20 protein-coding genes are annotated in these 23,896 nt (G+C 73.4%); 8 read left to right on the forward strand and 12 right to left on the reverse strand.

Annotation, left to right across the window (positions count from 1 at the left end):
* Nucleotides 1-81: 81 nt before the first annotated feature.
* Nucleotides 82-909 carry an inositol monophosphatase family protein gene (locus tag HYQ63_RS32930; protein WP_179937426.1) on the forward strand — a complete coding sequence of 276 codons (828 nt, stop codon included), beginning with the start codon at nt 82-84 and terminating at the stop codon, nt 907-909.
* Between the two features lie 59 nt (nt 910-968).
* Nucleotides 969-2,375: an NAD(P)/FAD-dependent oxidoreductase gene (locus tag HYQ63_RS32935; protein ID WP_179940742.1), complete on the forward strand. Its 1,407-nt coding sequence runs from the start codon at nt 969-971 to the stop codon at nt 2,373-2,375.
* A 59-nt stretch (nt 2,376-2,434) separates the two neighbouring features.
* Here the strand turns inward: HYQ63_RS32935 and HYQ63_RS32940 are convergent, their stop codons facing one another.
* A complete protein-coding gene (locus HYQ63_RS32940; RefSeq protein ID WP_179937427.1) occupies nt 2,435-2,935 on the reverse strand; it encodes a hypothetical protein in 501 nt (166 codons plus the stop codon).
* Nucleotides 2,936-3,173: 238 nt separating this feature from the next.
* Here HYQ63_RS32940 and HYQ63_RS32945 point away from each other — a divergent pair, with 238 nt between their 5' ends.
* A complete protein-coding gene (locus HYQ63_RS32945; protein ID WP_179937428.1) occupies nt 3,174-4,157 on the forward strand; it encodes a winged helix-turn-helix domain-containing protein in 984 nt (327 codons plus the stop codon).
* Here HYQ63_RS32945 and hemC read toward each other — a convergent pair.
* The 5 genes from hemC to HYQ63_RS32970 all read right to left on the reverse strand — a co-directional run bounded on the left by hemC (nt 4,154) and on the right by HYQ63_RS32970 (nt 13,053).
* On the reverse strand, nt 4,154-5,089 hold the full coding sequence (gene hemC / locus HYQ63_RS32950; protein WP_179937429.1) for a hydroxymethylbilane synthase: 936 nt from the start codon (nt 5,087-5,089) through the stop codon (nt 4,154-4,156). The genes HYQ63_RS32945 and hemC overlap by 4 nt on opposite strands.
* Nucleotides 5,090-5,119: 30 nt before the next feature.
* The gene (locus HYQ63_RS32955; protein ID WP_257232296.1) at nt 5,120-9,319 is read right to left on the reverse strand and encodes an SAV_2336 N-terminal domain-related protein; all 4,200 of its coding nucleotides are present in this window, start codon (nt 9,317-9,319) and stop codon (nt 5,120-5,122) included.
* A 3-nt stretch (nt 9,320-9,322) separates the two neighbouring features.
* A complete protein-coding gene (locus tag HYQ63_RS32960) occupies nt 9,323-10,306 on the reverse strand; it encodes a MoxR family ATPase (protein WP_179937430.1) in 984 nt (327 codons plus the stop codon).
* A 68-nt stretch (nt 10,307-10,374) separates the two neighbouring features.
* Entirely contained in the window at nt 10,375-12,570 is a 2,196-nt protein-coding gene (locus HYQ63_RS32965; protein ID WP_179937431.1) for a trypsin-like peptidase domain-containing protein, read from the reverse strand.
* A gap of 3 nt (nt 12,571-12,573) precedes the next feature.
* Complete coding sequence (locus HYQ63_RS32970; protein WP_179937432.1) at nt 12,574-13,053, reverse strand: CU044_2847 family protein; 480 nt, start codon at nt 13,051-13,053, stop codon at nt 12,574-12,576.
* A 150-nt stretch (nt 13,054-13,203) separates the two neighbouring features.
* Here HYQ63_RS32970 and HYQ63_RS32975 point away from each other — a divergent pair, with 150 nt between their 5' ends.
* On the forward strand, nt 13,204-14,676 hold the full coding sequence (locus HYQ63_RS32975; protein ID WP_179937433.1) for an AlkA N-terminal domain-containing protein: 1,473 nt from the start codon (nt 13,204-13,206) through the stop codon (nt 14,674-14,676).
* A gap of 80 nt (nt 14,677-14,756) precedes the next feature.
* Nucleotides 14,757-15,251: a methylated-DNA--[protein]-cysteine S-methyltransferase gene (locus HYQ63_RS32980; RefSeq protein WP_179937434.1), complete on the forward strand. Its 495-nt coding sequence runs from the start codon at nt 14,757-14,759 to the stop codon at nt 15,249-15,251.
* 11 nt (nt 15,252-15,262) lie between these two features.
* Here the strand turns inward: HYQ63_RS32980 and HYQ63_RS32985 are convergent, their stop codons facing one another.
* On the reverse strand, nt 15,263-16,012 hold the full coding sequence (locus tag HYQ63_RS32985) for a Sir2 family NAD-dependent protein deacetylase (RefSeq protein ID WP_179937435.1): 750 nt from the start codon (nt 16,010-16,012) through the stop codon (nt 15,263-15,265).
* 107 nt (nt 16,013-16,119) lie between these two features.
* Here HYQ63_RS32985 and HYQ63_RS32990 point away from each other — a divergent pair, with 107 nt between their 5' ends.
* A complete protein-coding gene (locus HYQ63_RS32990; protein ID WP_179937436.1) occupies nt 16,120-16,824 on the forward strand; it encodes a hypothetical protein in 705 nt (234 codons plus the stop codon).
* A gap of 159 nt (nt 16,825-16,983) precedes the next feature.
* Nucleotides 16,984-17,697: a hypothetical protein gene (locus HYQ63_RS32995; RefSeq protein ID WP_179937437.1), complete on the forward strand. Its 714-nt coding sequence runs from the start codon at nt 16,984-16,986 to the stop codon at nt 17,695-17,697.
* Between the two features lie 35 nt (nt 17,698-17,732).
* Here the strand turns inward: HYQ63_RS32995 and HYQ63_RS33000 are convergent, their stop codons facing one another.
* Nucleotides 17,733-18,878 carry an ADP-ribosylglycohydrolase family protein gene (locus HYQ63_RS33000; RefSeq protein ID WP_257232297.1) on the reverse strand — a complete coding sequence of 382 codons (1,146 nt, stop codon included), beginning with the start codon at nt 18,876-18,878 and terminating at the stop codon, nt 17,733-17,735.
* Nucleotides 18,879-19,059: 181 nt separating this feature from the next.
* On the opposite strand from HYQ63_RS33000, the gene HYQ63_RS33005 reads away from it, so the two are divergent.
* On the forward strand, nt 19,060-20,193 hold the full coding sequence (locus HYQ63_RS33005) for a glycerate kinase (protein WP_179940747.1): 1,134 nt from the start codon (nt 19,060-19,062) through the stop codon (nt 20,191-20,193).
* Between the two features lie 316 nt (nt 20,194-20,509).
* On the opposite strand, the gene pssA is transcribed toward HYQ63_RS33005, so the two are convergent.
* The 4 genes from pssA to HYQ63_RS33025 all read right to left on the reverse strand — a co-directional run bounded on the left by pssA (nt 20,510) and on the right by HYQ63_RS33025 (nt 23,894).
* A complete protein-coding gene (gene pssA / locus HYQ63_RS33010; RefSeq protein WP_179937438.1) occupies nt 20,510-21,370 on the reverse strand; it encodes a CDP-diacylglycerol--serine O-phosphatidyltransferase in 861 nt (286 codons plus the stop codon).
* Complete coding sequence (locus HYQ63_RS33015) at nt 21,357-22,004, reverse strand: phosphatidylserine decarboxylase (protein ID WP_009714172.1); 648 nt, start codon at nt 22,002-22,004, stop codon at nt 21,357-21,359. Before HYQ63_RS33015 ends, pssA begins: the two co-directional genes overlap by 14 nt.
* A 179-nt stretch (nt 22,005-22,183) precedes the next feature.
* On the reverse strand, nt 22,184-23,386 hold the full coding sequence (locus HYQ63_RS33020; protein WP_123107388.1) for an acyl-CoA dehydrogenase family protein: 1,203 nt from the start codon (nt 23,384-23,386) through the stop codon (nt 22,184-22,186).
* A gap of 1 nt (nt 23,387) precedes the next feature.
* Entirely contained in the window at nt 23,388-23,894 is a 507-nt protein-coding gene (locus HYQ63_RS33025; protein WP_179940749.1) for a MaoC family dehydratase, read from the reverse strand.
* Nucleotides 23,895-23,896 lie beyond the last annotated feature (2 nt).

Raw genomic sequence — 23,896 nt, forward strand, 5'->3', positions numbered from 1 at the left:
TCTGGGAGGCGTTCACGTCGATGCCATCGTCCGGTCGCCGCCGGGTCACCGGTTGTCGGCGGCGCGTGATTCGATGACCACATGTTCGATGACGTTCTTGCCAGTGATCTCTCCGAGGTGGAGCAGGCGGTGCGCGCGGCGGCCGCCGCGGAGATCATGCCGCGCTACCGGCAGCTCGCCGCCCACGAGATCGTGGAGAAGAAGGGCCCGCATGACCTGGTGACCACCGCCGACCGGCAGGCCGAGGAGCACCTGACCGCCTCGCTCACCGCGCTGCTGCCCGGCTCGGTCGTGGTGGGCGAGGAGGGTGTGCACGCCGATCCCGGCCTCCTCGAGCACCTCGGTGGCGACGCGCCCGTATGGATCGTCGACCCGGTGGACGGCACCCGGCAGTTCGTCCACGGCGACACGGGCTTCGCGACCCTCGTCGCCCTCGCCCACCACGGCGAACTCCTCGCCTCCTGGACCTACGCCCCCGCACAGGAGCTGATGGCCGTGGCGCGCCGCGGCGGGGGCGCCGTCCTCAACGGCGAGCCGCTCCGGGCCGGGGCCCCGGAGCCGGGCAAGCCCCTCGAAGTCGCCATCTCCCACTACGACTTCACCACCGACCATGAGAAGCGCGCCCTGTCCGGGCTGCGGACCGACGGCGTGGCACCGCGTCCGTGCGGCTCGGCCGGTCTCGAGTATCTGAACATCGCCCGCGGCCGGCTCGACGCGATCGCCTTCACCTGGGAGAACGCCTGGGATCACGCCGCCGGGCTACTGCTGGTCGCCGAGGCCGGCGGGGCGAGCGCGACGCTGTCGGGCGAGCCGTTCCGTATCGCCGGAGGCAACGCGCTTCCCTTCACGGCGGCGCGGAACGAGGTGACCGTACGGCATATCCTGGGCCTGCTGGCCGCCGCCGGCTGAGTGGATCCATCGGCCCCGGAGGGGCCGTCCTCAACGACGAGGAGGCCGACGTGCCGTCGATGCTCGACGCGGTAGTGGTGGGTGCCGGGCCGAACGGGCTGACCGCGGCGGTCGAACTCGCCCGCCGTGGCTGCGCGGTGGAGATCTTCGAGGCCGCCGACGCGATCGGCGGCGGCTCCCGCACCGAAGAGCTGACCCTGCCCGGCTTCCGGCACGACCCCTGCTCCGCCGTGCACCCCCTCGCCATCGGCTCCCCGGCCTTCGACCGGATGCCGCTCGGCCGCCACGGGCTGGAGTGGCTGCACCCCGAACTGCCGCTCGCCCACCCCTTCCCGGACGGCAGCGCCGCCGTACTGGCCCGCTCGGTCGGCGAGACCGCCCGGTCGCTCGGCCCGCGCGACGCGGGGGCGTACCGCCGTCTCATGGCGCCCTACCTCGGCAACTGGGCCACGTTCGCCCCCGATGTGCTGCGCGCCCAGTGGGACGGGGTCCCGCGCGACCCGCTGACCTGGGCCCGCTTCGGGCTGAACGCCGTCCTGCCGGTCTCGCTCCTCAGCCGCCGCTTCCGCGGCGAGAAGGCGCGCGCCATACTCGCCGGGCTCGCCGGCCACGCCATCGCGCCCACCAGCGCCCCGGCCACCGCCGGTCCGGCCCTCATCTTCGCGATCGCGGCCCATGAGGTCGGCTGGCCGATCCCGCGCGGCGGCTCGCAGTCGATCGCGGACGCGCTCGGCTCGTACCTGCGCGAACAGGGCGGGGTCATCCACACCGGCACGGAGGTCAAGCGGCTCGACGAGCTGCCCCCGGCCCGCGCGTACATCTTCGACACCTCACCGCGCGCTCTGGCCCGGATCGCGGGGCTGGGCAACGCGTACCGCCGCTACCGCTACGGGCCCAGCGCCTTCAAGATCGACTACGCGCTGGACGGCCCGATGCCGTGGACCGCGCCGGAGGCGCGCCGCGCCGGGACCGTCCACATCGGCCCGACCGCGGGCGAGATCGGCACCGCCCTGCGCTCCGCCTTCGACGGCCACCCCCCGGCCGTCCCCTTCCTGATCTCCGCCCAGCCCAGCCTGGTCGACCCGACCCGCGCCCCCGAGGGCAAGCACACCTTCTGGGTCTACGGCCACGCCCCCAGCGGCTGGACGGGAGACCTCACCGATGCCATCGAGCGCCAGCTCGACCGCTTCGCCCCCGGCTTCCGCGATCTGGTGCTGGCCCGCGCGGTCACCGGGCCCCCCGAACTCGCCGCCCGCAACGCCAACTACATCGACGGCGACATCGCCTGCGGCGCCTTCGAGGGCCTCCAGTCCGTCATCCGCCCCAAGCTCGCCCGCGTCCCCTACGCCACGCCCCACCCCGCGGTCTTCCTCTGCTCCTCCGCCACCCCGCCGGGCCCCGGCGTCCACGGCATGTCGGGCCACCACGCGGCCCGCGCGGTGTGGCGGCGGCTGCGGGGACGGTAGCGGGGACCCGCGGAGGGGCGGGTCCACCGACGTCCACCGGCAGGGCCTGTCGCTGCGGCCTAGTACCAGGCGGTCGAGGCCAGGGTCTGGTTGTTGCAGATGAGGACGGCCCGGCTCTGCCGCCCGTCGAGGTTGTTGATCACCTTGGTGTAGGCGTAGTCGATGCCCGGGTCGACGGTCTCCAGCACCCACACGATCTTGCCGCCGTCGAGCCGGTTGCTGTGCGCCGCGCAGCCCTGCGGTGCGTTCTCGATGCGGGCGAACGAGCCGCAGCCGGAGTTGTAGAAGTACTTCAGGGTGATGGTGCGGCCCTGGTACACCGCCGTCTTCGTCGCCCCGCCCGGCACGTTCGGCTGGGTGTAGCGGCCCGAGCACGCCGTCTGCTCGGGGTACCGGCCCTCATGGGGCAGATTGCCGTAGCTCGCGCTCTGCCCGGGCGCGGCCTCGGCCGTGAGCGGGGTGAGGGCCGCCAGGCCGAACGCGAGGGCGGCGCCGAAGAGTGTGCGTCGCAGTCCGCGTCGGCGAGGGCCCTGCTCGGCCCGGTTCGTCGTCGAGGTCATGTCCGTCTTCCTCCCGGAGGTCGGATGGTACGAGTCCGCTGAAAGCGCCTCCAAGGCTGCCCAGTCATGACCCGGTCCGCCATGACCTTCGGTGCGTGCCTAAATAAGCAGGCCAGATCGTAAAGTGAGGAAATTCGGTCGATCAGCTGATCCTCCGGGCGTGTCGTGGCATGACCACTTCACCGGGCACCCGCACCATGGGGACGGACCGCTGCACGGAGTACCGGGGGAGGCCGCTGTGTTGCGTCTGCACTTCACGCGCGAGGATCTGCTCAGAACCACCGTCGCGGCCGGGCCCGATCCGCTGTGGGAGACGGTGCTCAGCGCCAACCTCCTCGGCACCGCCCAGGGCCGGGCCGTCTTCGACCGCTGGCGCCTGCACACCCGGCCCCGGCTGCGCCGACTGCCGCCGGACTCCGTACGCCTGGTCCGCACCCTGGCCCCGCCGCAGGGCAGGTTCCCCGACTTCCTCAACCCGCGGGAGTCCGCGGGCGGCCTCGCCGAGGGCATCGAGGCCGTGCTGTCCACCCCGCGGCGGCGGCTGCGGCGGGAGATCGGCCTGCTGCGCTCGGCACCCCCGTGGCTGCGCCCGCTCGCCGACGGCGAACCGGACACGCTGCGCACCCTCGGACGGGCGCTCAAGGGGTACTTCGACGCCGCGCTCGCCCCCTGCTGGACGGCGATACGCGCCCAGGCCGAGGCCGATCGCGCGCTACGGGCCCGGGCCCTGCTCACCGGGGGCACCGAGGCGCTGCTGTCGACCCTCGGGCCCACGCTGACCTGGCGTTCTCCGGTGCTGGAGGCGGATTATCCGCTCGACCGGGATCTCCACCTGGGCGGGCGGGGACTGCTGCTGATCCCCTCGGTGTTCTGCTGGCGCAACCCGATCACCCTGGCCGACCCCGGGCTCCCGCCCGTGCTGGTCTACCCCGTGCGGCGCGGCCCCGGCTGGTGGCCGTCGCAGGGGACGCCGCCGACCGGCCGGAGCACCCTCGGATCGCTGCTGGGCCGGGGACGGGCCGCCGTCCTGCGGGCGGTCGAGGGCGGCTGCACCACGAGCGAACTGGCCCGGCGCACCGGCGTCACCCCGGCCACCGCCAGCGAGCACGCCCGGATCCTGCGCGACGCGGGCCTGCTCGCCTCCGTACGCGACCGCAACACGGTCCTGCACACGCCCACCCCGCTGGGCACGGACCTGCTGGCCGCGAACCGGACTTCTTAGTGCGGGATGCTGTCGATGACCTCGCGCGCGCCCTGCCGCAGCAGGGCCACCGCGACCGACGTCCCCAGGGTGGCCGGGTCCAGCGGGCCCGCCCACTCGTGCGCGTCCAGCACCGTCTTGCCGTCCGGGCTGAAGACCCGGGCGCGCAGCGACAGCCGCCCGTCCCGCTCGGCCTTGGCGTAGCCGGCGATGGGGGAGTTGCAGTGCCCCTGGAGCACGTGCAGGAGCATCCGCTCGGCGGTGATCTCCTTCCACACGTCGGTGTCACCGAGCCCGGCGACCGCCTCGATCGTGGTGGTGTCGTCCTCCCGGCACTGGAGCCCGAGCACCCCGGCCCCGATGGGCGGGCACATCGTCTCCACGGGAAGGATTTCGCTGATCACGTCCGCGCGGTCGATCCGCTCCAGCCCCGAGACGGCCAGCATCAGCGCGTCGCAGTCGCCCGCCGCCAGCTTCTCCAGCCGCCGGTTGGCGTTGCCGCGCATCGGGACGCACTCCACATGGGGGTGGGTGACGGCCAGTTGGGCGACGCGCCGCACCGACGAGGTGCCGATCCGGGTCCCCTCCGGCATCTGGTCCAGCGTCAGCCCCTCGGGGTGGATCACCGCGTCCCGGATGTCGTCCCGCTTGAGGTAGGCCGCGAAGACCGTGCCCGCGGGCAGCGGCCGGTCGGCGGGCACGTCCTTGATGCAGTGCACCGCGAGATCCGCCTCACCCGCCAGCAGCGCGGCGTCCACCTCCTTGGTGAACGCGCCCTTCCCGCCCAGCTTCGACAGATCACCCATCCAGCGGTCGCCGGAGGTGGTGACCGGCACGACCTCCGTACGGATACCGGGCCGCAGCGCGGCCAGCTCGGTGCGGACCCGCTCGACCTGGGCGAGGGCCATGGGCGAGGAACGGGAGACGATGCGGATCAGATCGGCGGACGACATGGCGTAGAGGATAGGCCCTCCGCGGGGCCGCTATTGCCCGGCCCCGGGGAACCGTTCCGCGACCAGCACCGCGAGGTCGATGTACGCGTCGAGGGTCTTGGGGGCGAGCCGTTCGAGGTCGATGTCGCGCTGGGTGGCCACGTAGTCGTCGTACGGCACGACCACCACATCACGGCACCGGTTCCGGAACCCCTCCGCCAGCTCGTCGTTCGTCAGGGCCTCGGTCTCGGACGACCTCTTGATCACGGTGATGGCGTCGCGCACCAGCTCCGCGTGACCGTCCTCCTCCAGCCTGTCCAGGACCGTGCGCACGGTAAATCCGTGCTCATCGTGGGTGGTGGTGACGACGATCAGCTGGTCGGCGAGGTCGAGGATTCCCCGTCTGGCGTCATGGAACGAACCGATGTCGGTGAGGACGACCGCGTAGCGGCCGCTCAAGTTGGTGATGACGCGGCGGTGCTCCTCGTGGGTGGCGGGGTCCATGGGGTCGCGCAGTGTGGAGTTCCCGGCGAAAAGCTCAAGCCCGGACGGGGGTGGTGGGGTGCCAGGCACATTGAGACCGAAGGGGCTCGCGTCGAACGCGATGACCCTGTCCTCGCGTTCGCTCGCGAGGATCGAGCCGAGCACGAGCGTCGTCGCGGATCGCTCGGCCCCCGCCAGGTGACTGATCACCATGATGCGGTGGGTGGTCGTCAGCGGTGTACGGATGAGGTCGAGTTTGCGCTGTCGCTGGGCCCTTCCGCCGAAGCGGAAACGGGACGACGGACGGCGGGGGCGGGCCTGGGGGGTGGGGGCGGGGGTGTCCGGTGTCTCGGCCGGGAGTTGGGCGTCCGTGGACTCCAGGTCGTACGGCGTGGTGTCGCCATACGTCTGCGTGGACGGCAGGCACCGCACGATGACATCAGCCACATGACCCGCCGTCGGGCGCCGTCCCGGACGGTCGCTGAGGCAGGCACCGATGATCGAGAGCAGCTGGGGGTCGCGCCACAGCGCCCCTGTCTGGCTGAGCTGGGCGGTCGGCTGCGCGTCGGCTATGGCACGGAGAATCACCCCCAGGGCGTAGACGTTGTCCGCGCGGGCGTTGCTGACGTTGTCAAGGGCCGCGTCCGTCCAGCTGGTCAGCTTCACGGTACGGCCGATGACGAGCACGCTGTCCGCCGTCAGCTCCCTGAGCGCGAGGCCCCTGAGCGCGCACATGTTCACCGCCTCGGCGAGGCGCAGGCCGATAGTGGCGGCGTGCACGGGGTCCAGCCGGGATGCGCTGCCGCCCAGCAACGAGGACAGCGTCGGGGCCGGGGAGCCGTCGGGGAGGCTGACGAACTCCGTCGCGATCCAGGGCGGAACGGATTCGAATGCCCCCTCGATCCACTGCGGTGCGTAGTGCCCGGACATCCGCCGCAGCGCCTCGGCCTCGGCCCGTAGTTCCCGCTTGGCGCCCGGGGCGGTGCGGATCACGACTTTGCGGAAGTCGCGTGTCCGACGGGCCAGATAGACGCCGTACCCCCCGCTGCCGCCGAGCCTGCGGTCGATCTCGTACCCCGGGAACGACGGCTGTCCGCTCTCCGGTTCGGCATCCGGGGCGTAGGACGTCGACCGTGGTGGTGCTGTGGCCAGGTCCACGCCGCACATGTCGCAGAATTGGTCGCCCGCTTCGAGCGGATAGTCGCAGAGCGAGCAGACGTCGACCCGCTCGGCGCGTTCGGCTCGCCTCTTCGGCGCCTCGGCGGCCTCCGGCCGGAAATCCATGAGGAGCTGCCAGACCTCGTGCGCGGTGGGACGGTTCTGCCGCTCCAGGCATGCCAGCACCAGGGCGCGGACTGGCGCCCAGGCGTCGCCGTCCCAGCGCGGCATGTCGTAGTCGTCGATGCGGGGTCGATGCGTGCGGCCGCTGCCACCGAGACGCAGCAGGATTTCGCCCAGCGCCGCGACGTTGTCCTCGGGGGTCGGCGGGACTCGGCCGTACGAGTCGGCGGACGGCACGCCGTCGATGCAGGCCGAGGACCAGGCGCTCAGGATGACGTCCTCGCCGGCGAGGTGCACGGTGCTGATGGTGAGGTCGCCGTGCACCATTCCCTCCGCGGCACACACGCGCACGGCGTCCGCGATCCGCCGGGCGATCCGGAGGGCGGTGCGCGCGTCCCACGTCACGGCGCTCGAGAGGAGGAGGTCGTCCAGCCGGTCCGCGACGAAGGGCTCCTCCGCGATCCACGGAGGGTCGTCGTCCAGCCCCTCGCGCAGCAGGGCGCACGCGTGGCGTCCGTTCATCCGGCGCAGCGCCTCCGCCTGTACGCCCAGCAGCGCGGCGCCGTAGGGCTGATGCTCGGGGTGGACGATGCTGACGACGGCCTCCTCGCCGTACGCGTCCCGGCCCAGGTAGCGCGCGACGCGCAGGCCCGGCGTACCGACTCTGCGCAGCCGGTACGGACCGATCACGTCCGGATCCCGGGCTTCGAGGCGGCGCCACTGTTGCGCCGCCGCACGGGTCGCCAGCACCGAGGACTGCGACGGCGCCCCCAGCCGGGCCGCCAGCCGTCGCTCGACCGTGCTGAAGGGCCGGGCGCCGGGTGGGAGGCGGTCGGTGCCCGCCGTGTGGGCGAGCCAGGCGGGGAAGTCGGGGGAGCGGCCCGCCAGTTCCTCCAGCCGTCGGCCGATGGTCCGGCTGGTCGCGACCAGTTCGGCCAGCGGCACCGCGCCCAGCAGCGCCTGCTGGGCGGCGTCGGTGAAGGCGAAGGGCCGGTGTTCGGGCGGCAGGGGGTCCGGACCCGCCGAGGCGGGCGGCTCGACCGGGCGCATCAGCCCGCCGAGGAACACTTCGGCCAGCCGGCCGGTGTCGGACCGCCCGTCCACCGCCTTCTGCACCATCCGCATCACCGGCACCGGCAGCGGGGCGACCGCCGACAGGTGGGCCGCCAGGCGGTACGCCTCCGGGGACGCCGCGTCCCGGAAGAGCTGGACGCGGCCCAGCTCATCGGCCGGGGACGGAACCGAGGCCGGGCGGGTGGCGGCGGGAGCGCCGCGCGGTGGGGCGAGCAGCGGCAGGACGGCCGTGCCGCTCGCGGAGGCGATCAGCCGCGCCCAGTCCGCCAGCGGCCCGGCCTCCGGTTCCAGTACGGGCACGGGCACCCCGTCGAACCGGGCCAGGGCGGTGGGCAGCACCGGATCGGTGACCGACCAGTCCGCGTTGGCCGAGCCGGGTCTGCGGGTCCGTACCTGCCAGCGCCGCGTCCGGATGCCGGAGCTGTCCCACAGCCGGGGCGGCAGGGCGTGCACGACGGCGGTGGGCCCCACCCCCGCCCAGCGCGCCAGCACCTGGCCCATCCGTCCATCACGCCACGCGGCCCCGACCCCGTCGCTCACCACCAGCACCAGCGTGTGCCCGGACGGGTCGGACAGCGCCGTGGTGGGGAGGTGGGGCGCGTCCGGGTCGTAGGGCCGGGTCCGCAGCGCGGGGGCGGCGCGGCCGCGCGTGTGCAGGCCGAGCACCCGTACGACGCGGAAGGCGCCCGAGCGTTGCAGCACCGTGCGCAACTCGACGGCCAGCCGCCGCCACAGCAGCATCGACGTGCCGTCGTCGACGACGAGCGCGAGGTCGAGCCAGCGCTCGCGGGCCGGGCGGGTGACCACGTCCGGCAGACCGGTCTCGGCGAGTGCCGCCGCGGTGGCGACCTCGTCGAACTCCCGCTTCAGCGGATTGGGGCGGTGCTGCTTGAGCGGGCGCAGGGCACGGCCGATGGAGAGTTCCTGGTGCAGCGCCTTGTCCTCGGGCACGCGCAGCGGCAGCCCGCGCCGCGCGTCGGGCGACTCGGCGTCCGCGTCGGGCCCGCCGGGTGTGTGGCCTCCGCCGTAGAGGCCGTGCGGCGCGCGGCCGGCGGGGTGGTGACGGTCCCGGGGATCGGGGAGTGGGGAGGGTGCTTCTCGCTCCTGCGGCGGCGGATCGGTCGGCGCGGCGTCCTGCCGTGCGGCCTCGGTCTGCCGCACCGGGGCGGGCCGTACGACGGGGGAGACGGGCACGGCCGGGGCGGCGGGGCGCGCGTCGGGCAGGGGCAGCCCGGTGCGCGCCGCCGCGCGCTCCAGGGGCGCCCCCGCGGCGTCGCGCTCGGGCAGCCGCCCGGCCAGCCAGAGGGCGTCGAGCAGCTCTTCCCGCGACAGATATACGCCGCCGGACGCGAGGACCGTGATGGCCTCGTCGAGCCGATCCAACCGCCCCTGGTGGCCGTCCCCTCGGGCCATGGGTCACACCGCCCCGCCCAGCCGGTGCAGCACCGCTTCCAGCAGCCCCTGCGCCGTCACATCCACTCCGCCCGACCGCAGGAACACGGCGTTCAGCAGCTGATCGGTGGCCAGCTCGCGCGCCGCGCGCCGCCGCAGGAAGACGTCCAGGAGCTGATCGACCTCCGCCAGCGCCTCCTCGCCCAGGTGCGCGGTGACGATCGCCCGCAGCCGCTCCTCGTCGGGGGTGGGCAGCTCCAGCCGTACGCAGCGGCGGAGGAAGGCGGGCGGGAAGTCGCGTTCGCCGTTGCTGGTGATCACCACGACGGGGAACTCCTCGCAGGCCAGCCGCCCCCGCCGCACCGTGGCGCGTTCGCCCGCCCGCTCGGTGAGCACCTCCACCACCGACTGCTCCTCCGGCAGCCGGGCCAGCTCGGGGATCTCGAACTCGCCCTCCTCGAAGACGGTCAGCAGGTCGTTCGGCAGATCGACATCGCCCTTGTCGAGTTCGTCGACGAGCAGCGCCCTGGGCCGGTCGCCCGGCACCAGCGCGGTGCCCAGCGGGCCGAGCCGCACGAAGCTGCCGATGTCGGGTTCGGCCTCGCCGCGGTCCCGCATCAGGGTCGTCTCGCGCAGTCGCCCGATCGCGTCGTAACGGTAGAGCGCGTCCTGCACGGTGGACCGGCTGTTGACGGGCCAGCGCAGCACCTCGCCCAGCCCCAGTTCGTGCGCGACCGCCCGAGCGAGGGACGACTTGCCGGTGCCAGGGCTGCCGGTGACGAGCAGCGGACGGCGCAGATGCAGGGCCGCGTTGACCACGTCCGCGTGCTCGGGCGAGATCAGATACGGCGATGTCCGGGTGGCATCGGAAGCCGCTCGATCCGGGTCACCCGCAGCGCTGCCGAAGCGGCGCCACGGCGGCGCGGGCGGCATGTCGACCTGCCGGGGTACGCCGTCCCCCCGGAACAGCCGCCAGCCCTGCTGTTCGTGCTGTTCCCGTGCGTTCATCGGGGAACCTCCCTTTCGGTCCGCGTCCGCCTCCGCGGACATCGCGCGCGTCTCACCGTCACCGCCCGTCACTCCGTGGGGTCCACGAGGTCCAGCCGGGGCAGCGCCCGCCCGGCGTCGGCCCAGGCGAGGACCGGCCGCCCGGTGTACTCGGCCGGTCGCTGAAGGGTCTTCGTGCGGTACATCCGTATCGCCTCGGGCAGTTCCCGCGCCCGCACCTCGGTCGCGTGCCGCACCGCCGGGGACCCCGGCTGTCCGCTGCGGTCCCACAGGACCACCGGAACGCCCGCCGCCAGACACATCTGGACGACACCCGCCCGCCGGTGCGCCGCGACATCGACCGTGACATGAGCGGTGAGCCGCTCCATGAGCAGACCGCACACCGCCTCCGGGTCGGGGGCCGTGGCGTCGTCGATGTGCACCGGCTCCTCGGAGTCCAGCCGCGCCCAGCGCTCCCGCCACTGGTCCAGCATCGCTTCCCCGTTCAGCTCCCGCAGCTCGGGGCAGTTGACGACCAGCGGATACGGGGCGCCGAGCGGCACGGGGAGCAGCGCCTTGGCGCCCGCCGGTTTCCAGGAGTCGGCGGGCACCTCCAAGGCGTCCCGGTCCACGATCAGTTCGATGACGAAGCGCGGGCCCGCCGGGTCCGGCCTGCGCAGCGAACCGACCGCGTCCAGGATCTCCTGGGCCGCCTCTTCCGCGCTGCGCGGCCGTTCGCTGTCGTCCGACACCTGGCGCAGCCCGTCCCCGTCGTCGCACCACAGGCGCAGCCGGTAGCGCTCCGGCTGCTCTCCCGGGTCCGTTACCGCCGCGCTCCCGCAGGACGACAGCTTCGCCACGACCCGGGGCGGCGCGGAGCCCCGGGACGCGCCCTGGGCCCACTGCTTGGCGTCGTGGCGGCGATCCTGCAACGCCGCGTCATGGATGCCGAGACGGCGGGCCACGGCCGCGTTCCACTGCCACAGGTCGGCGCGCTGTGCCGCCGTCGGGCAGCAGCCCGCGGCCACGAACTCCACGGCGCGCAGCAGCCCCGGGACGGCCAGGCGGCCGTCGTCGGTCGGCGTGCTGTCGCCGTACAGGCCCTCCAGATGGGCGATCAGCGCCTCGAAGCGCCCGTTGCCGTTCCCCTCATGACCGTCGTGTGGGACGTCACCGTCCTGTGGGACGTCGGCGCCGAATCCGGCCAGGAGCGCGCTGGGCAGGGCCGCCGCCAGCGACAGCGCCGCCCGTACGGCCCCGGGGACACCGGCGGCCGAGGCCGGGGGCAGGGCGCGCAGTTGCCGCAGCAGCCCGCCGTACTCGCCCGGCGTGAGCAGCTTGGGCAGACCGTACCGGCGCCCCAGGACGAGGAGTTCGTCGGCGATCGGCCCCGCCGTCGGGCGCACCGCCTCGACCAGCGCCGGGAGGGCGCGCCCCCGGGTGAGCAGCAGCCGGGCGAACTCGTCGGCGGAGGGCACGCCGTCCGCGCGGTGGTCCAGGCCGCACTGGCGGGCGACCGCGCGGCAGCACCGCACCCAGCCGTCGGACAGCGACAGCGGCCCGTCCAGCAGGGTGGTCAGTTCCGCGTAGACCGGGTGGTCGCGTACGTCCTCGTCGGGCCGGGGGAGGAGGTGGTCCACCCCGGCGCTCCGCAGCTCCCATGCCACGCGCTGCCAGGGGATGCCCCAGGCGCGCCGCAGCTCGCCCTGGATGCGCAGCTTCGCCGTCACGAGTCCGACGACGGCGCTCTCCTCGTTCGACCACAGCGGGCCGCCGCTGTAGGCGGGTTCGATGTCCAGGGTGCGTTCGGCCCCGTCGAAGTAGCCGAACCGCCCGTCGCATTCGCTCACTTCGGCGTCGGCGAAGACCCCGGGCTCGCCGCTGCCGTGCCAGGCGCGGACGAACTGCCGCCGGGCCATGGGGTGCCAGCGCGGTGGCTCGAACGCGGGCGGCAGCGCACCGGCCAGCCGCAGTACGGCCAGGTCGCCGTTCCACTCGAAGGTGCCCAGGCCGCCGTCGTCCCGCCTGGGCGGGATCCAGGCCGTCAGCTCGGCGTCGGCCTCGACGGTGTGCTCCGGCCCGTGGATCCGTACCGAGACGGCGACCGCCCCCGGGTGGTCCGGGGCCAGCATGTCCTTGCCGAGGGCGCTGTTGACCACATGGGCACAGGTCAGCAGGTGCTGGCGGGGCAACAGGACCCCCGCGCCCGCCGGTCGTCCGTCGTCCTTGGCCAGGATGGACACGGCGGGCCGTGGCGCGGACCCGCGGGGGTGGAACCAGCCCATGGCTCAGACCGCGGGGTCGGGCAAGGGGGGCTGCTGCGGGGGCTGTTGCGGGGGCGTGGGCTCGCCCGGCGGGGGCTGGTCCGGCGGGGGCTGGTCCGGCGGGCGCTGGTCCGGGGGCGTCTGGTCCGGCCGCCAGGTGGCCGAAATGGTGAGGCTGGCGTTCCCGTTCGCCCCCACGATGCCGAGCTTGAGGTCCTGGCCCACCTGCACCCCGAACTGCACGGTGAACTCCTGCGGCGGATGGGGCGCCGAGCGGACCGCGTCGTGCACGTCCTGGAGCACCGAGCCCAGCCCCTGGAGGACGACGCCGAGACCGGCGTCGGCGAGCGCGGCCGCGGCCCGCGTCCCGCGCCCCACCGGGGTCACGCCGCCCACGCCCCCCACGCCGCCGTAGGCGTCCGCGATCGAGGCGTCTCCCACGGGGGCGAGTTCCAGTCGTACGGACGTGCCGTCTGCCAGGGGTATCTCTCGGTGTTCCGTCACCTCTTCATCATGCCGATCACCAGGCCCCCGGTCTGCTGTTCCGTCGCAAAATCCCCGGAAGAGGGGCCGGTTGCCCAGCGGCGGCCGCCCGCCGACGTCGATGTCGGATTCCCGCGAGCCCGGGGGCGCGCGGTGGCCGATGCTGGAGCCATGTACACCGATACCGACCGGTGCCTCAGGGCCGCACGGGCCAAGGACGCCCGCTTCGACGGATGGTTCTTCATCGCCGTCGTCACCACCCGCATCTACTGCCGTCCGAGCTGTCCGGTCGTCGGTCCGAAGCCCGAGAACATGCGGTTCTACCCGAGCGCCGCGGCCGCTCAGCAGGCCGGGTTCCGGGCCTGCAAGCGGTGCCGCCCCGACGCCAGCCCCGGATCGCCGCAGTGGAACGAGCGGGCCGACCTCGTCGCCCGCGCCATGCGGCTGATCGCCGACGGGGTGGTCGACCGGGAGGGGGTGCCGGGGCTGGCCGCCCGGCTCGGCTACAGCACCCGGCAGATCGAGCGGCAGCTGCTGGCCGAACTGGGCGCCGGGCCGCTCGCGCTGGCCCGGGCGCAGCGGGCGCAGACCGCGCGGCTGCTGATCGAGACGAGCGGGCTGCCGATGGCGGACATCGCGTTCGCGGCCGGGTTCGCCAGCATCCGGGCGTTCAACGAGACCGTACGGGAGGTGTTCGCGCTCTCCCCGACCGAGCTGCGGCAGCGCGCCGGGCGCGGGCCGCGGCCCGCCGTGCCGGGGGCGCTGACACTGCGGCTGCCGTTCCGGGCGCCGCTGTGCCCGGACAACCTCTTCGGCCACCTCGCCGCCACCGCCGTACCCGGGGTGGAGGAGTGGCGCGACGGGGCGTACCGGCGCACGCTGCGGCTGCCGTACGGGCCCGGGGTCGTCGCCCTCGCCCCGCGCCCCGACCACATCGCCTGCCAGCTGTCCCTGGCCGACCTGCGGGATCTGTCCGGGGCGATCAGCCGCTGCCGGCGGCTGCTCGACCTGGACGCCGACCCGGCCGCCGTGGACGAGCTGCTGCGCACCGACCACCAGCTGCAACCGCTGGTCGACAAGGCGCCGGGGCGGCGGGTGCCGCGGTCGGCGGACGCGGAGGAGTTCGCGGTGCGGGCGGTCCTCGGGCAGCAGGTGTCCACGGCCGCGGCCCGCACCCTCGCGGCCCGGCTGGTGACCGCGCACGGCGACCCGGTCGCCGACCCGGGCGGCGGGCTCACCCACCTCTTCCCGACCGCCGGGGCCCTCGCCGGACTGGACCCCGAGGCGCTGGCCATGCCGCGCACCCGCCGCGCCACGCTCACCGGGCTGGTCGACGCGCTCGCCGAGGGGCGGGTCGCGCTCGGCGTCGGCAGCGACTGGGACGAGGCCCGGGCGGGCCTCGGCGCCCTGCCCGGGCTCGGGCCCTGGACCGTCGAGGTCATCGCGATGCGCGGGCTCGGCGACCCGGACGCGTTCCTCGCCACCGACCTCGGCGTCCGCAAGGCCGCCGCCGACCTGGGGCTGCCCGCCACGCCCGGCGCCCTCACCCGGCACTCCGCGCGCTGGCGGCCCTGGCGCGCGTACGCCGTCCAGTACCTCTGGGCCACCGACGGCGGCCACGCCATCAACCGCCTGCCCGCCTGAACGACGGGCTGCCCCACCTGACCCTCCGTAGCCGCCCGATCCGCCTGCACCGGGCCCGCCCGAACCAGGAGAATCCACCCGTGACCCGCACCCACACCACCATCGACAGCCCGTACGGTCCGCTCACCCTGGTGGCCACCGGCGCCGAACTGTCCGGCCTCTACATGACCGAACAGCGCCACCGCCCGCCCGAGGAGACCTTCGGCGCGCCCGGCGACCCCGACGACGCCCCCTTCGCCGCCGCCGTCCGCCAGCTCGCCGCCTACTTCGCGGGCGAGCTGACGGAGTTCGACCTGCCGCTCCACCTCGACGGCACACCCTTCCAGCGCCGCGTCTGGGACGAGCTGCGCCGCATCCCGTACGGCGAGACCTGGACGTACGGCCAACTCGCCGACCGCATCGGGCAGCCCACCGCCTCCCGCGCCGTGGGCCTGGCCAACGGCAAGAACCCGGTCGGCATCATCGTCCCCTGCCATCGCGTCGTCGGCTCCACCGGCAGCCTCACCGGCTACGGCGGCGGGCTGGACCGCAAGCGGCGGCTGCTGGACTTCGAGGGCCGCGCCGGGAACCGCTGATCCCCCGGGCGTCAGCCACCCTCCGAGGCGATCCGCTCCAGCAGCGCGGGCAGCGCCGTACCGATGGGCTCGCGGACGACCTCGTCCGCGAGTTCGTCGTACGGCGTCGGCTCGGCGTTGACGATGATCAGCCGGGCGCCGCTCTCGGCGGCCATCCCGGCGAGCGACGCCGCGGGCTGCACCTGGAGGCTGGTGCCGACCGCGATGAAGACCTGGCACGCCCGCGCCACCGCGACCGCCTCGGTCAGCACCTCCGGGTCGAGCCCCTGCCCGAACATGACCGTCGCCGACTTCAGGATCCCGCCGCACTCCCGGCACGCCGGGTCCGCCTCGCCCGCCGCGACCCGCTCCAGCGCCTCGTCCATCCCGGAGCGCTCCTCGCAGTGGGTGCACTGCACGACGCGCGCGGTGCCGTGCAGTTCGAGCACCTTGCGCTCGGGCATCCCGGCCAGCTGGTGCAGCCCGTCCACGTTCTGCGTGATCACGCGCACCGGGACCCCCGACCGCTCCAGCCGCGCCACGGCCTCGTGCGCGCCGTTCGGCCGGGCGTGCAGCGCCTTGCTCTCCCGGCGCATCTGCCAGGAGCGGCGCCGGATGTCCGGGTCGGTCATGTAGTAGTCGTACGTCACGAGCTTCTCGGCCTCGGGATCGCGCCGCCACAGCCCCTGCGGGCCGCGGTAGTCGGGAATGCCGGAATCCGTCGAGATGCCCGCCCCGCTGAGGATCGCGACGAGGGGCCGCCGCGTCGTCTCGCTGCTCATGCGGCGAGCGTACGCACGCCATGTGGGCGGCGGCGAACGCGTTTAACCGGACCGGTAAAGTCCGCCCCTGCACCAGGTCGAACACGGCGTGACGGGGAGAGTGCAGGATGGGCCGGTTCCTATGGCTGAGCGAACACACCCTGAGCAAGGGGGAACAACCACCGCAGGACGGGCGCGTCACCCGGCAGATACGGATCTCCGACACAGCCCCCCAGCCCGACCGCGCCTTCGGCCCCCTCGCCTTCCCCGAGCGCCGCGACCCACCCGGCGGCGGCCCGAAGGCGTACCGCACCGCCCGCAAGGACGGCACCCGCGCCTTCACCCTCTGGACCGACCATTACCGGCAGCAGGTGTTCGCGCACGTGGTCACCAAGTCGGCGGTCAAGGGCGGCCCGGCCACGTACGAGGTGCTGGGCGCCGCCGGTGAGCCCCTCGCCCTCATCACCCGCGATCCGGCCATGAGGCGAGGCCGCGTCCGCACCCGCTGGACCGTCCAGCAGGCGGGGGCGCCGACTGCGGTCGGGCTGAAGGGGCGGGCCTTCTGGTGGTTCGTGTGGTGGCTGATCTCGCCCATCCAGCTGGCCATCGCGATCGGCAGCATCATCGGCGGCGGCGACATCGCCCGCACCCCGCGCCGCACCAAGTGGCGCACCGACGGCCGGGTGGTGCTCGACTTCCAGAACGATGCCGGCAACTTCGTGCTGGAGGTCCTCGCGGACTGGTGGGACGACCGCGTCACCGCCGCCCTCGTCGCCCTCCTCGGCTCCCACGACAGCTGGCTGGGCAACGCGTGGGATCTGGCGGACGACTGACCGGCGTCGGTGGCTCAGCCCTCGTCGTCGCGCTGCTCTTGCTGCTCTTGCTGCTCTTGCGGCGAGCCTGCGCACGCCGCGCGGGCGAGGGCGAGCGCCCTCCGGAACGATAGGGTCCGGTCGGGCGCAAGATCATCGCCGCGGACGGGGAGGACACGGATGAGGCGGTTCCTATGGCTGGGCGGGTCGACCCCGGACGAGGGCGGGCCGGACGGGCGCGTGGCCCACACGATACGGATGTCCGACCAGCGCACCGCGCGCGACCGCACCGTGACGCCGCTGGCTTTCCCCGAGCGGCAGGACCCGCCCGGCGGCGGCCTGGACGAGTACCGCGCCGCCCGCAAGGACGGCACCCGCGCCTTCACCCTCTGGGCCGATTCCCGTCGCGAGCGCGTGTTCGCGCGGGTGGCCACCACCTCGGCGCGGAAGGGCGGTGCGGCCACGTACGAGGTGCTGGGCGCCGCCGGTGAGTCCCTGGCCGTCATCACCCGTCACCCGGCCATGAAGCGCGGACTCCGCACCCGCTGGACCGTCCAGCAGACCGGGGCGGGGCGAGCGGCCGGAGTGAAGGGCCGGCTCTTCTGGTGGCTCGTGTGGTGGCTGACCCTGCCCCTCCAGGCCGTCATCGTCCTCCTCAGCGCCGTCCAGAGCGGCATGGCTGACGAGGCCGCCCGCACCCCGCGCCGCACCAAGTGGCGCGCGGGCTGGCGCGAGGGCCGGCGAGTGATCCTCGACTACCGCCGCGGCCCATCGAGCAGCTTCGAACTGGAGGCGCGCGCGGACTGGTGGGACGACCGCGTCACCGCCGCCCTCGTCGCCCTCCTGCGCAGCCACGACGGCTGGCTGGGGGCCGATTGGGACATGGCGGGGTGAGACGGGAACCGCCGGGCTGCCGTCGCGGCCACACCTCACGGTCCGCCGGGACGGCTGGTCCCTGAAGGCCGTATCGCCAGACGGTGAGTGCGGGCCGCGAGGTCGCTGATGCGGGCGGCGTCGAAGCCGAAGACGGCGCTGCGGATCCGGTCCTCCAGCGGCTCGGTCCACTGCGGCGGGATGGCGGCCGCGCCGCACAGGACGCCCGCGACGGAGCCCGCGGTGGCGCCGTTGGAGTCGGTGTCCAGGCCGCCGCGCACGGTCAGGGTGATCGTGGCGGTGAAGTCGCCCGCGCCGTAGAGGAGCCCGGCGGTGAGGACGGCGGCGTTCGGCACGGTGTGGATCCAGGGCAGCCCGCTCGTCTCGCGTTCCAGCTGGTCCAGCGCGTCCTGCCAGGTCACGCCCGCGTCGTACAGGGACGCGGCGCGGCGGACGGTACGGGCCAGGCGGCAGCGCGGCGGGATGCGGTCGAGCGCGGCCTCGACCGCCGCACGCGCGCCGTCGGCCGTGAACGCGGCGGCGATCAGCGCGGCCGCCCACATCGCCCCGTACACCCCGTTGCCGGTGTGGGACAGCACGGCGTCGCGGCGGGCCATGGCGGCGGCGCGGGGCGGATCGCCGGGGTTGACCCAGCCGTGGATGTCGGCGCGGATCAGGGCGCCGATCCACTCCTGGTAGGGGTTGTCGACGGTGGCGGTGAGCGGGGGCCGCACCCCCGCCGCGAGATTGCGGTACGCGGCCCGCTCGGCGGTGAACGTCTGGAGGTACGGCAGCCGCAGCAGCCACATCTCGCCCACCTGCTCGGTGGTGAAGCCGAAGCCGTGGGTCTCCAGGAGGTGCAGGCCGAGGACGGTGTAGTCGATGTCGTCGTCCCGTGCGCTGCCGTGGATCCGGCCGCGCACGCACTCCTGCCATTCGGGGCGCAGCTCGAACTCCACCGGGTCGGGTGGCGGCTCCAGGGCGGGCAGATAGTCGGTGAGCGGGAGGGCGTCGGCGCGGCGCAGATAGCGGTCGATGCGGTCGCGGGTCCAGACGTCGCCGCGCTCGATGGGCTTGCCGAGCATGTTCCCGGCGACGCGGCCGAGCCAGCCGCCGAGGATCTGGTCCGCGGTCCGGGTCGCGGTCCGGGTGGCGGTCCGGTCCGCGGTCCGGGTCGCGCGTGCGCTGCCGCTGTGGCCCATGTGTCAGGTGTACCCGGATGATGTGGGTGTACCGCGTTGGCCACCCCAGCGGATAAGGTCACAACGGCTTCGACCGCCTGAGCGACAAGCAAGGGGTACCAGGGTGACGGACGCTGCGAAGGCCGAGGCGACGGCAGAAGTGAAGACGTGGGCGCAGGGGCAGGCCACGCCCCCGACGCGGGTGCTGATCGCCGCCGACAAGTTCAAGGGCTCGCTCACGGCCGTCGAGGTCGCCGAACGGGTGACGGCGGGGCTGCGGCGCGGCTGGTCCGGCGGGGCCGATCTGCTCCGTATCGACGCGCTGCCGGTCGCCGACGGCGGGGACGGCACGGTGGACGCGGCGGTCGCGGCCGGGTTCGAACGGCGCGAGGCGCGGGTGACCGGGCCGCTGGGCACCCCGGTCACGGCGGCGTACGCGCTGCGCGACGGGACGGCCGTGGTGGAGATGGCCGAGGCGTCCGGGCTGCGGCACCTCCCGGACGGGGTCTTCGCGCCGCTCACCGCCACCACGTACGGCAGCGGTGAGCTGCTGCGGGCGGCGCTCGACGCGGGCGCCCGCACGATCGTCTTCGGCGTCGGCGGCAGCGCCACGACCGACGGCGGCGCCGGAATGCTGAGCGCGCTCGGCGCGCGCTTCCTGCGCGGCGACGGCACGCCCGTCGCACCGGGCGGCGGCCCGCTGGGCGAACTGGCCACGGCGGACCTGTCCGGGTTGGACCCGCGGCTCGCGGCGACGGAGGTCGTACTGGCCAGCGACGTCGACAACCCGCTGACCGGGCCGAAGGGCGCGGCGGCGGTCTACGGGCCGCAGAAGGGCGCGAGCGAGGCCGATGTGGCGGCCCTGGACGCCGCCCTCGCCACGTACGTACGCGTCCTGGAGCGGGCCGTCGGGTCCCGGGCCGCCGAGTACGCGGCCGCGCCGGGCGCCGGCGCCGCGGGCGGCATCGGCTTCGGCGCCCTGCTGGGCCTCGGCGCGGCGTTCCGCCCCGGGATCGACGTCATGCTGGACGTCCTGGGCTTCGCCGCCGCGCTGGAGGGGGCCGACCTGGTGATCACGGGGGAGGGCTCGCTGGACGAGCAGACCCTGCACGGCAAGGCCCCGGCGGGCGTCGCGGCGGCGGCGCGGGCGCGCGGCATCGACGTGGTCGCGGTCTGCGGGCGCCTCGCCCTCTCCCCGGCCGCCCTGGGCGGCGCGGGCATCCGCCGCGCGTACGCCCTGACCGACCTGGAACAGGACCCCGCCCGCTGCATCGCCCAGGCAGGCCCCCTCCTGGAACAAACCGCGGCCCGCCTGGCGGCAGACTTCCTGCCCTGACGGGGGACTGTCCCCCACCCCGCCCCTTCCCGAAACCGGGGGCAAGCCCCCGGGCCCCCGGGCTGCGCCCCCGGCCCTCGTACAGCGGCCGGGGCTGCGCCCCTGGCCCGCGCCGGGGCTGCGTCCCCGGACCCGGCGATGGCCGGGCCCCGCCACTGGGGCCGCGCCGGGGTCCGGCGTGCGCTCCGCACCGGGGCGCACGCTGCGGGGCGCCTGGCCTGGCGTGGGGTTGGGGGCCCGGGGCCGTGACGCGCAACGCCGTGGGGCCCGAGCGTCATGCGCTCGGGCCCCACGGCGTCGGGATGGAAGGGCGGGCCTAAGGGAGCTGGGCCGCCCTCGCCTCGCGGCGGTTGTCGCGGAAGGCGTTGACTCGGCGGGCGGTGGCGAAGAGGGGGATCACCGCGCCCATGACGACCTGGAGGGCGCACGCCGACTGGAGCAGGAGCTCGCCGCCGGGGGCCTCGAAGGCCCAGGCGGCCAGCAGCGCCATGCTGGTCACGATCCAGCCGAGCATGGCCACGGCGAGGCGGCCGCGCGGCTTGGGGTATTCGACGCGGCTCACCATCAGCCACGCCACGCCGATGATCGCCAGCAGGGTCGGCACGAAGGGCAGGCCCAGCAGGACGACCGAGACGACGGTGAGCGCCCCGAAGGGGCTCGGCATGCCCTGGAAGACGCCGTCGCGCAGCGTGACGCAGGAGAATCTGGCCAGCCGTAGCACGACCGCGAGGAGCACCACGATCGCCCCCACCACCGACACCCGCTGGTAGGTGTTGTCGGTGACCATGCCCCAGACCAGGACGAAGTACGCCGGGGCGAGCCCGAAGCTGATCAGGTCGGAGAGGTTGTCCAGCTCCGCGCCCATGGCCGAGCTGCGCAGCTTCCGCGCGACGAGCCCGTCGAAGAGGTCGAAGACGGACGCCAGCAGCATGAGCATGACCGCCGAGGCCGCGCTGTGGCGGGTCATGCCGCCGTCCTCGCTGCCCGTGAGGTGCGGGATGAGGACGCCGGTGGTGGTGAAGTAGACCGCCAGGAAGCCGCAGGTCGCGTTGCCCAGGGTCAGGGTGTCCGCTATCGACAGCCGGGTCGACAGCGGCATGTCGTCCGTCTCGTCTGCGGCGTCCACGTCGGCCTCGGGGACCCAGGCGGCCTGGGTATCGGGATCAATCACGGTCAAGGCGAGTCACCCCCGCGGTGGTGGCCTGGCCGACCTCGACCGCGACATCGACGCCCTCGGGAAGGTAGACGTCCACGCGCGAGCCGAAGCGGATGAGACCGATCCGCTCACCCTGTTCGACCTTGGTGCCCTGCGGCACGTACGGAACGATGCGGCGGGCGACCGCGCCCGCGATCTGGACCATCTCGATGTCGCCCAGCTCGGTGTCGAAGTGCCAGACGACCCGCTCGTTGTTCTCGCTTTCCTTGTTGAACGCGGGAACGAAGCCGCCCGGGATGTGCTCGACGGAGGTCACGGTGCCGGCCAGCGGAGCCCGGTTCACGTGCACGTTGAGCGGGCTCATGAAGATCGCGACGCGGGTGCGCCCGTCCTTCCACGGCATGATGCTCTGCACCACGCCGTCGGCCGGGGAGATGACGCGGCCCTGAGTGATCTCTCTCTCGGGGTCGCGGAAGAACCACAGCATGCCCGCCGCGAGCGCGGTGGCGGGCACGGCGACTGCCGCCCAGCGTCCGGAGCGACGGGCGCGGGTGAGGCTGACCGCCGCCGTGGCGACGGTCGGGAGGAGCCACGGCGACGCTCCGCGCGCGAGGCGGACGCGGCCGCGTTGTGCAGAGGATTGGCTGTGGGGCATGGATGACCTTCGTAGCGGAGGATGCCGCGACGCAAGACTGGGGACGGCGGCTTTCCCGGATGGTATCGGTTGCGAGCGGTAACTGGGCAAGCGCCAGGGCCTGTCGGTGGCTTGTCAGTGGCCGAAGACCCATGGCGCGGTGTGACCTTCTTCTCTCGGATACCACCCCAAAAGGGACATCAGCCTTGGCTTCGGTAATCCTCCAGCAGTCGTCGTCCAATAATCATTTTCTGAATCTCAGCGGTACCTTCGCCGATGAGAAGCATCGGTGCCTCACGGTAGAGGCGCTCGATCTCGTATTCCTTGGAGAAGCCGTACCCGCCGTGGATGCGGAAGGCGTCCTCCACGACCTCTTTGCAGTACTCGGACGCCAGGTACTTCGCCATTCCCGCTTCGAGGTCGTTGCGCGCACCCGCGTCCTTCTTGCGGGCCGCATTGACCATCATCGCATGAGCCGCCTCGACCTTTGTTCCCATTTCGGCCAGTTTGAACTGGATGGCTTGGTGCTGGGCGATCGGCTTCCCGAAGGTGTGCCGCTGTTGTGCGTACGCAACACCCAGCTCGAATGCCCGCTGTGCCACGCCACAGCCGCGTGCGGCCACATTGACCCGGCCGACCTCCACTCCGTCCATCATTTGGTAAAAACCGCGGTTGGTCGTTCCGCCGAGCACCCGATCGGCCGGAATGCGCAGTCCGTCCATGATGAGCTCGGTGGTGTCGACCCCCTTGTAGCCCATCTTCTCGATCTTGCCGGGAATGGTCAGCCCGGGCCGGACCTCGCCGAAGCCGGGCTCCTTCTCGACCAGGAAGGTCGTCATGGACTTGTGCGGAGGGACGCCCTCCTGCTGGTCACCGGTCCGGCACAGGACCGCCACCAGCGTGGACGTGCCGCCGTTGGTCAGCCACATCTTCTGGCCGGTCAGCACGTACTCGTCGCCGTCCGGCACCGCCTTGCTGGTGATCGCCGACACATCGGAGCCCAGCGCCGGCTCCGACATCGAGAAGGCGCCGCGGATCTCCCCGAGTGCCATCTTGGGCAGGAAATAGTCCTTCTGCTCCTGGGTGCCGTGCTGCTTCAGCATGTACGCGACGATGAAGTGCGTGTTGATGATGCCGGACACGCTCATCCAGCCGCGCGCGATCTCCTCCACGCACAGTGCGTAAGTGAGCAGTGACTCGCCCAGTCCGCCGTATTCCTCCGGGATCATCAGCCCGAAGAGGCCCAGCTCCTTCAGGCCCTCGACGATCCGGGTCGGGTATTCGTCGCGGTGCTCCAGTTCGGTGGCGACCGGCAGGATCTCCTTGTCGACAAACTCCCTGACCGTGGCGAGGATCTCCCGCTGGATGTCGGTCAGCCCCTCGGTCTGCGCCAGACGGCCCATATCACTGCCCTCCCAGCTCCGGGCGGCCCGGCTGCTCGCCGCCCCGCTCCTTGATGTACGTGGCGGTCGGCACCATCACCTTGCGCCGGAAGACGCACACGAGGGTGCCGTCCTGCTTGTAGCCCTTCGTCTCCACGTGCACGATTCCGCGGTCGGTTTTGGACTTCGACGGCGTCTTGTCCAGCACCTCGGTCTCGCCGTAGACGGTGTCGCCGTGGAACGTCGGCGCGACGTGCTTCAGCGACTCGACCTCCAGGTTGGCGATGGCCTTTCCGGAGACGTCCGGCACGGACATGCCGAGCAGCAGGGAGTAGATGTAGTTCCCGACCACCACGTTCTTGCCGAAATCGGTCGTCTTCTCGGCGTAGTTGCTGTCCATGTGCAGCGGGTGATGATTCATGGTGAGCAGGCAGAAGAGATGGTCGTCGTACTCGGTGACCGTCTTCCCCGGCCAGTGCCGGTAGACGTCGCCCACCGTGAACTCTTCGTAAGTGCGGCCGAACTGCATCG

The sequence above is a fragment of the Streptomyces sp. Rer75 genome (genome assembly GCF_013414305.1).
Lineage (GTDB): Bacteria > Actinomycetota > Actinomycetes > Streptomycetales > Streptomycetaceae > Streptomyces > Streptomyces himastatinicus.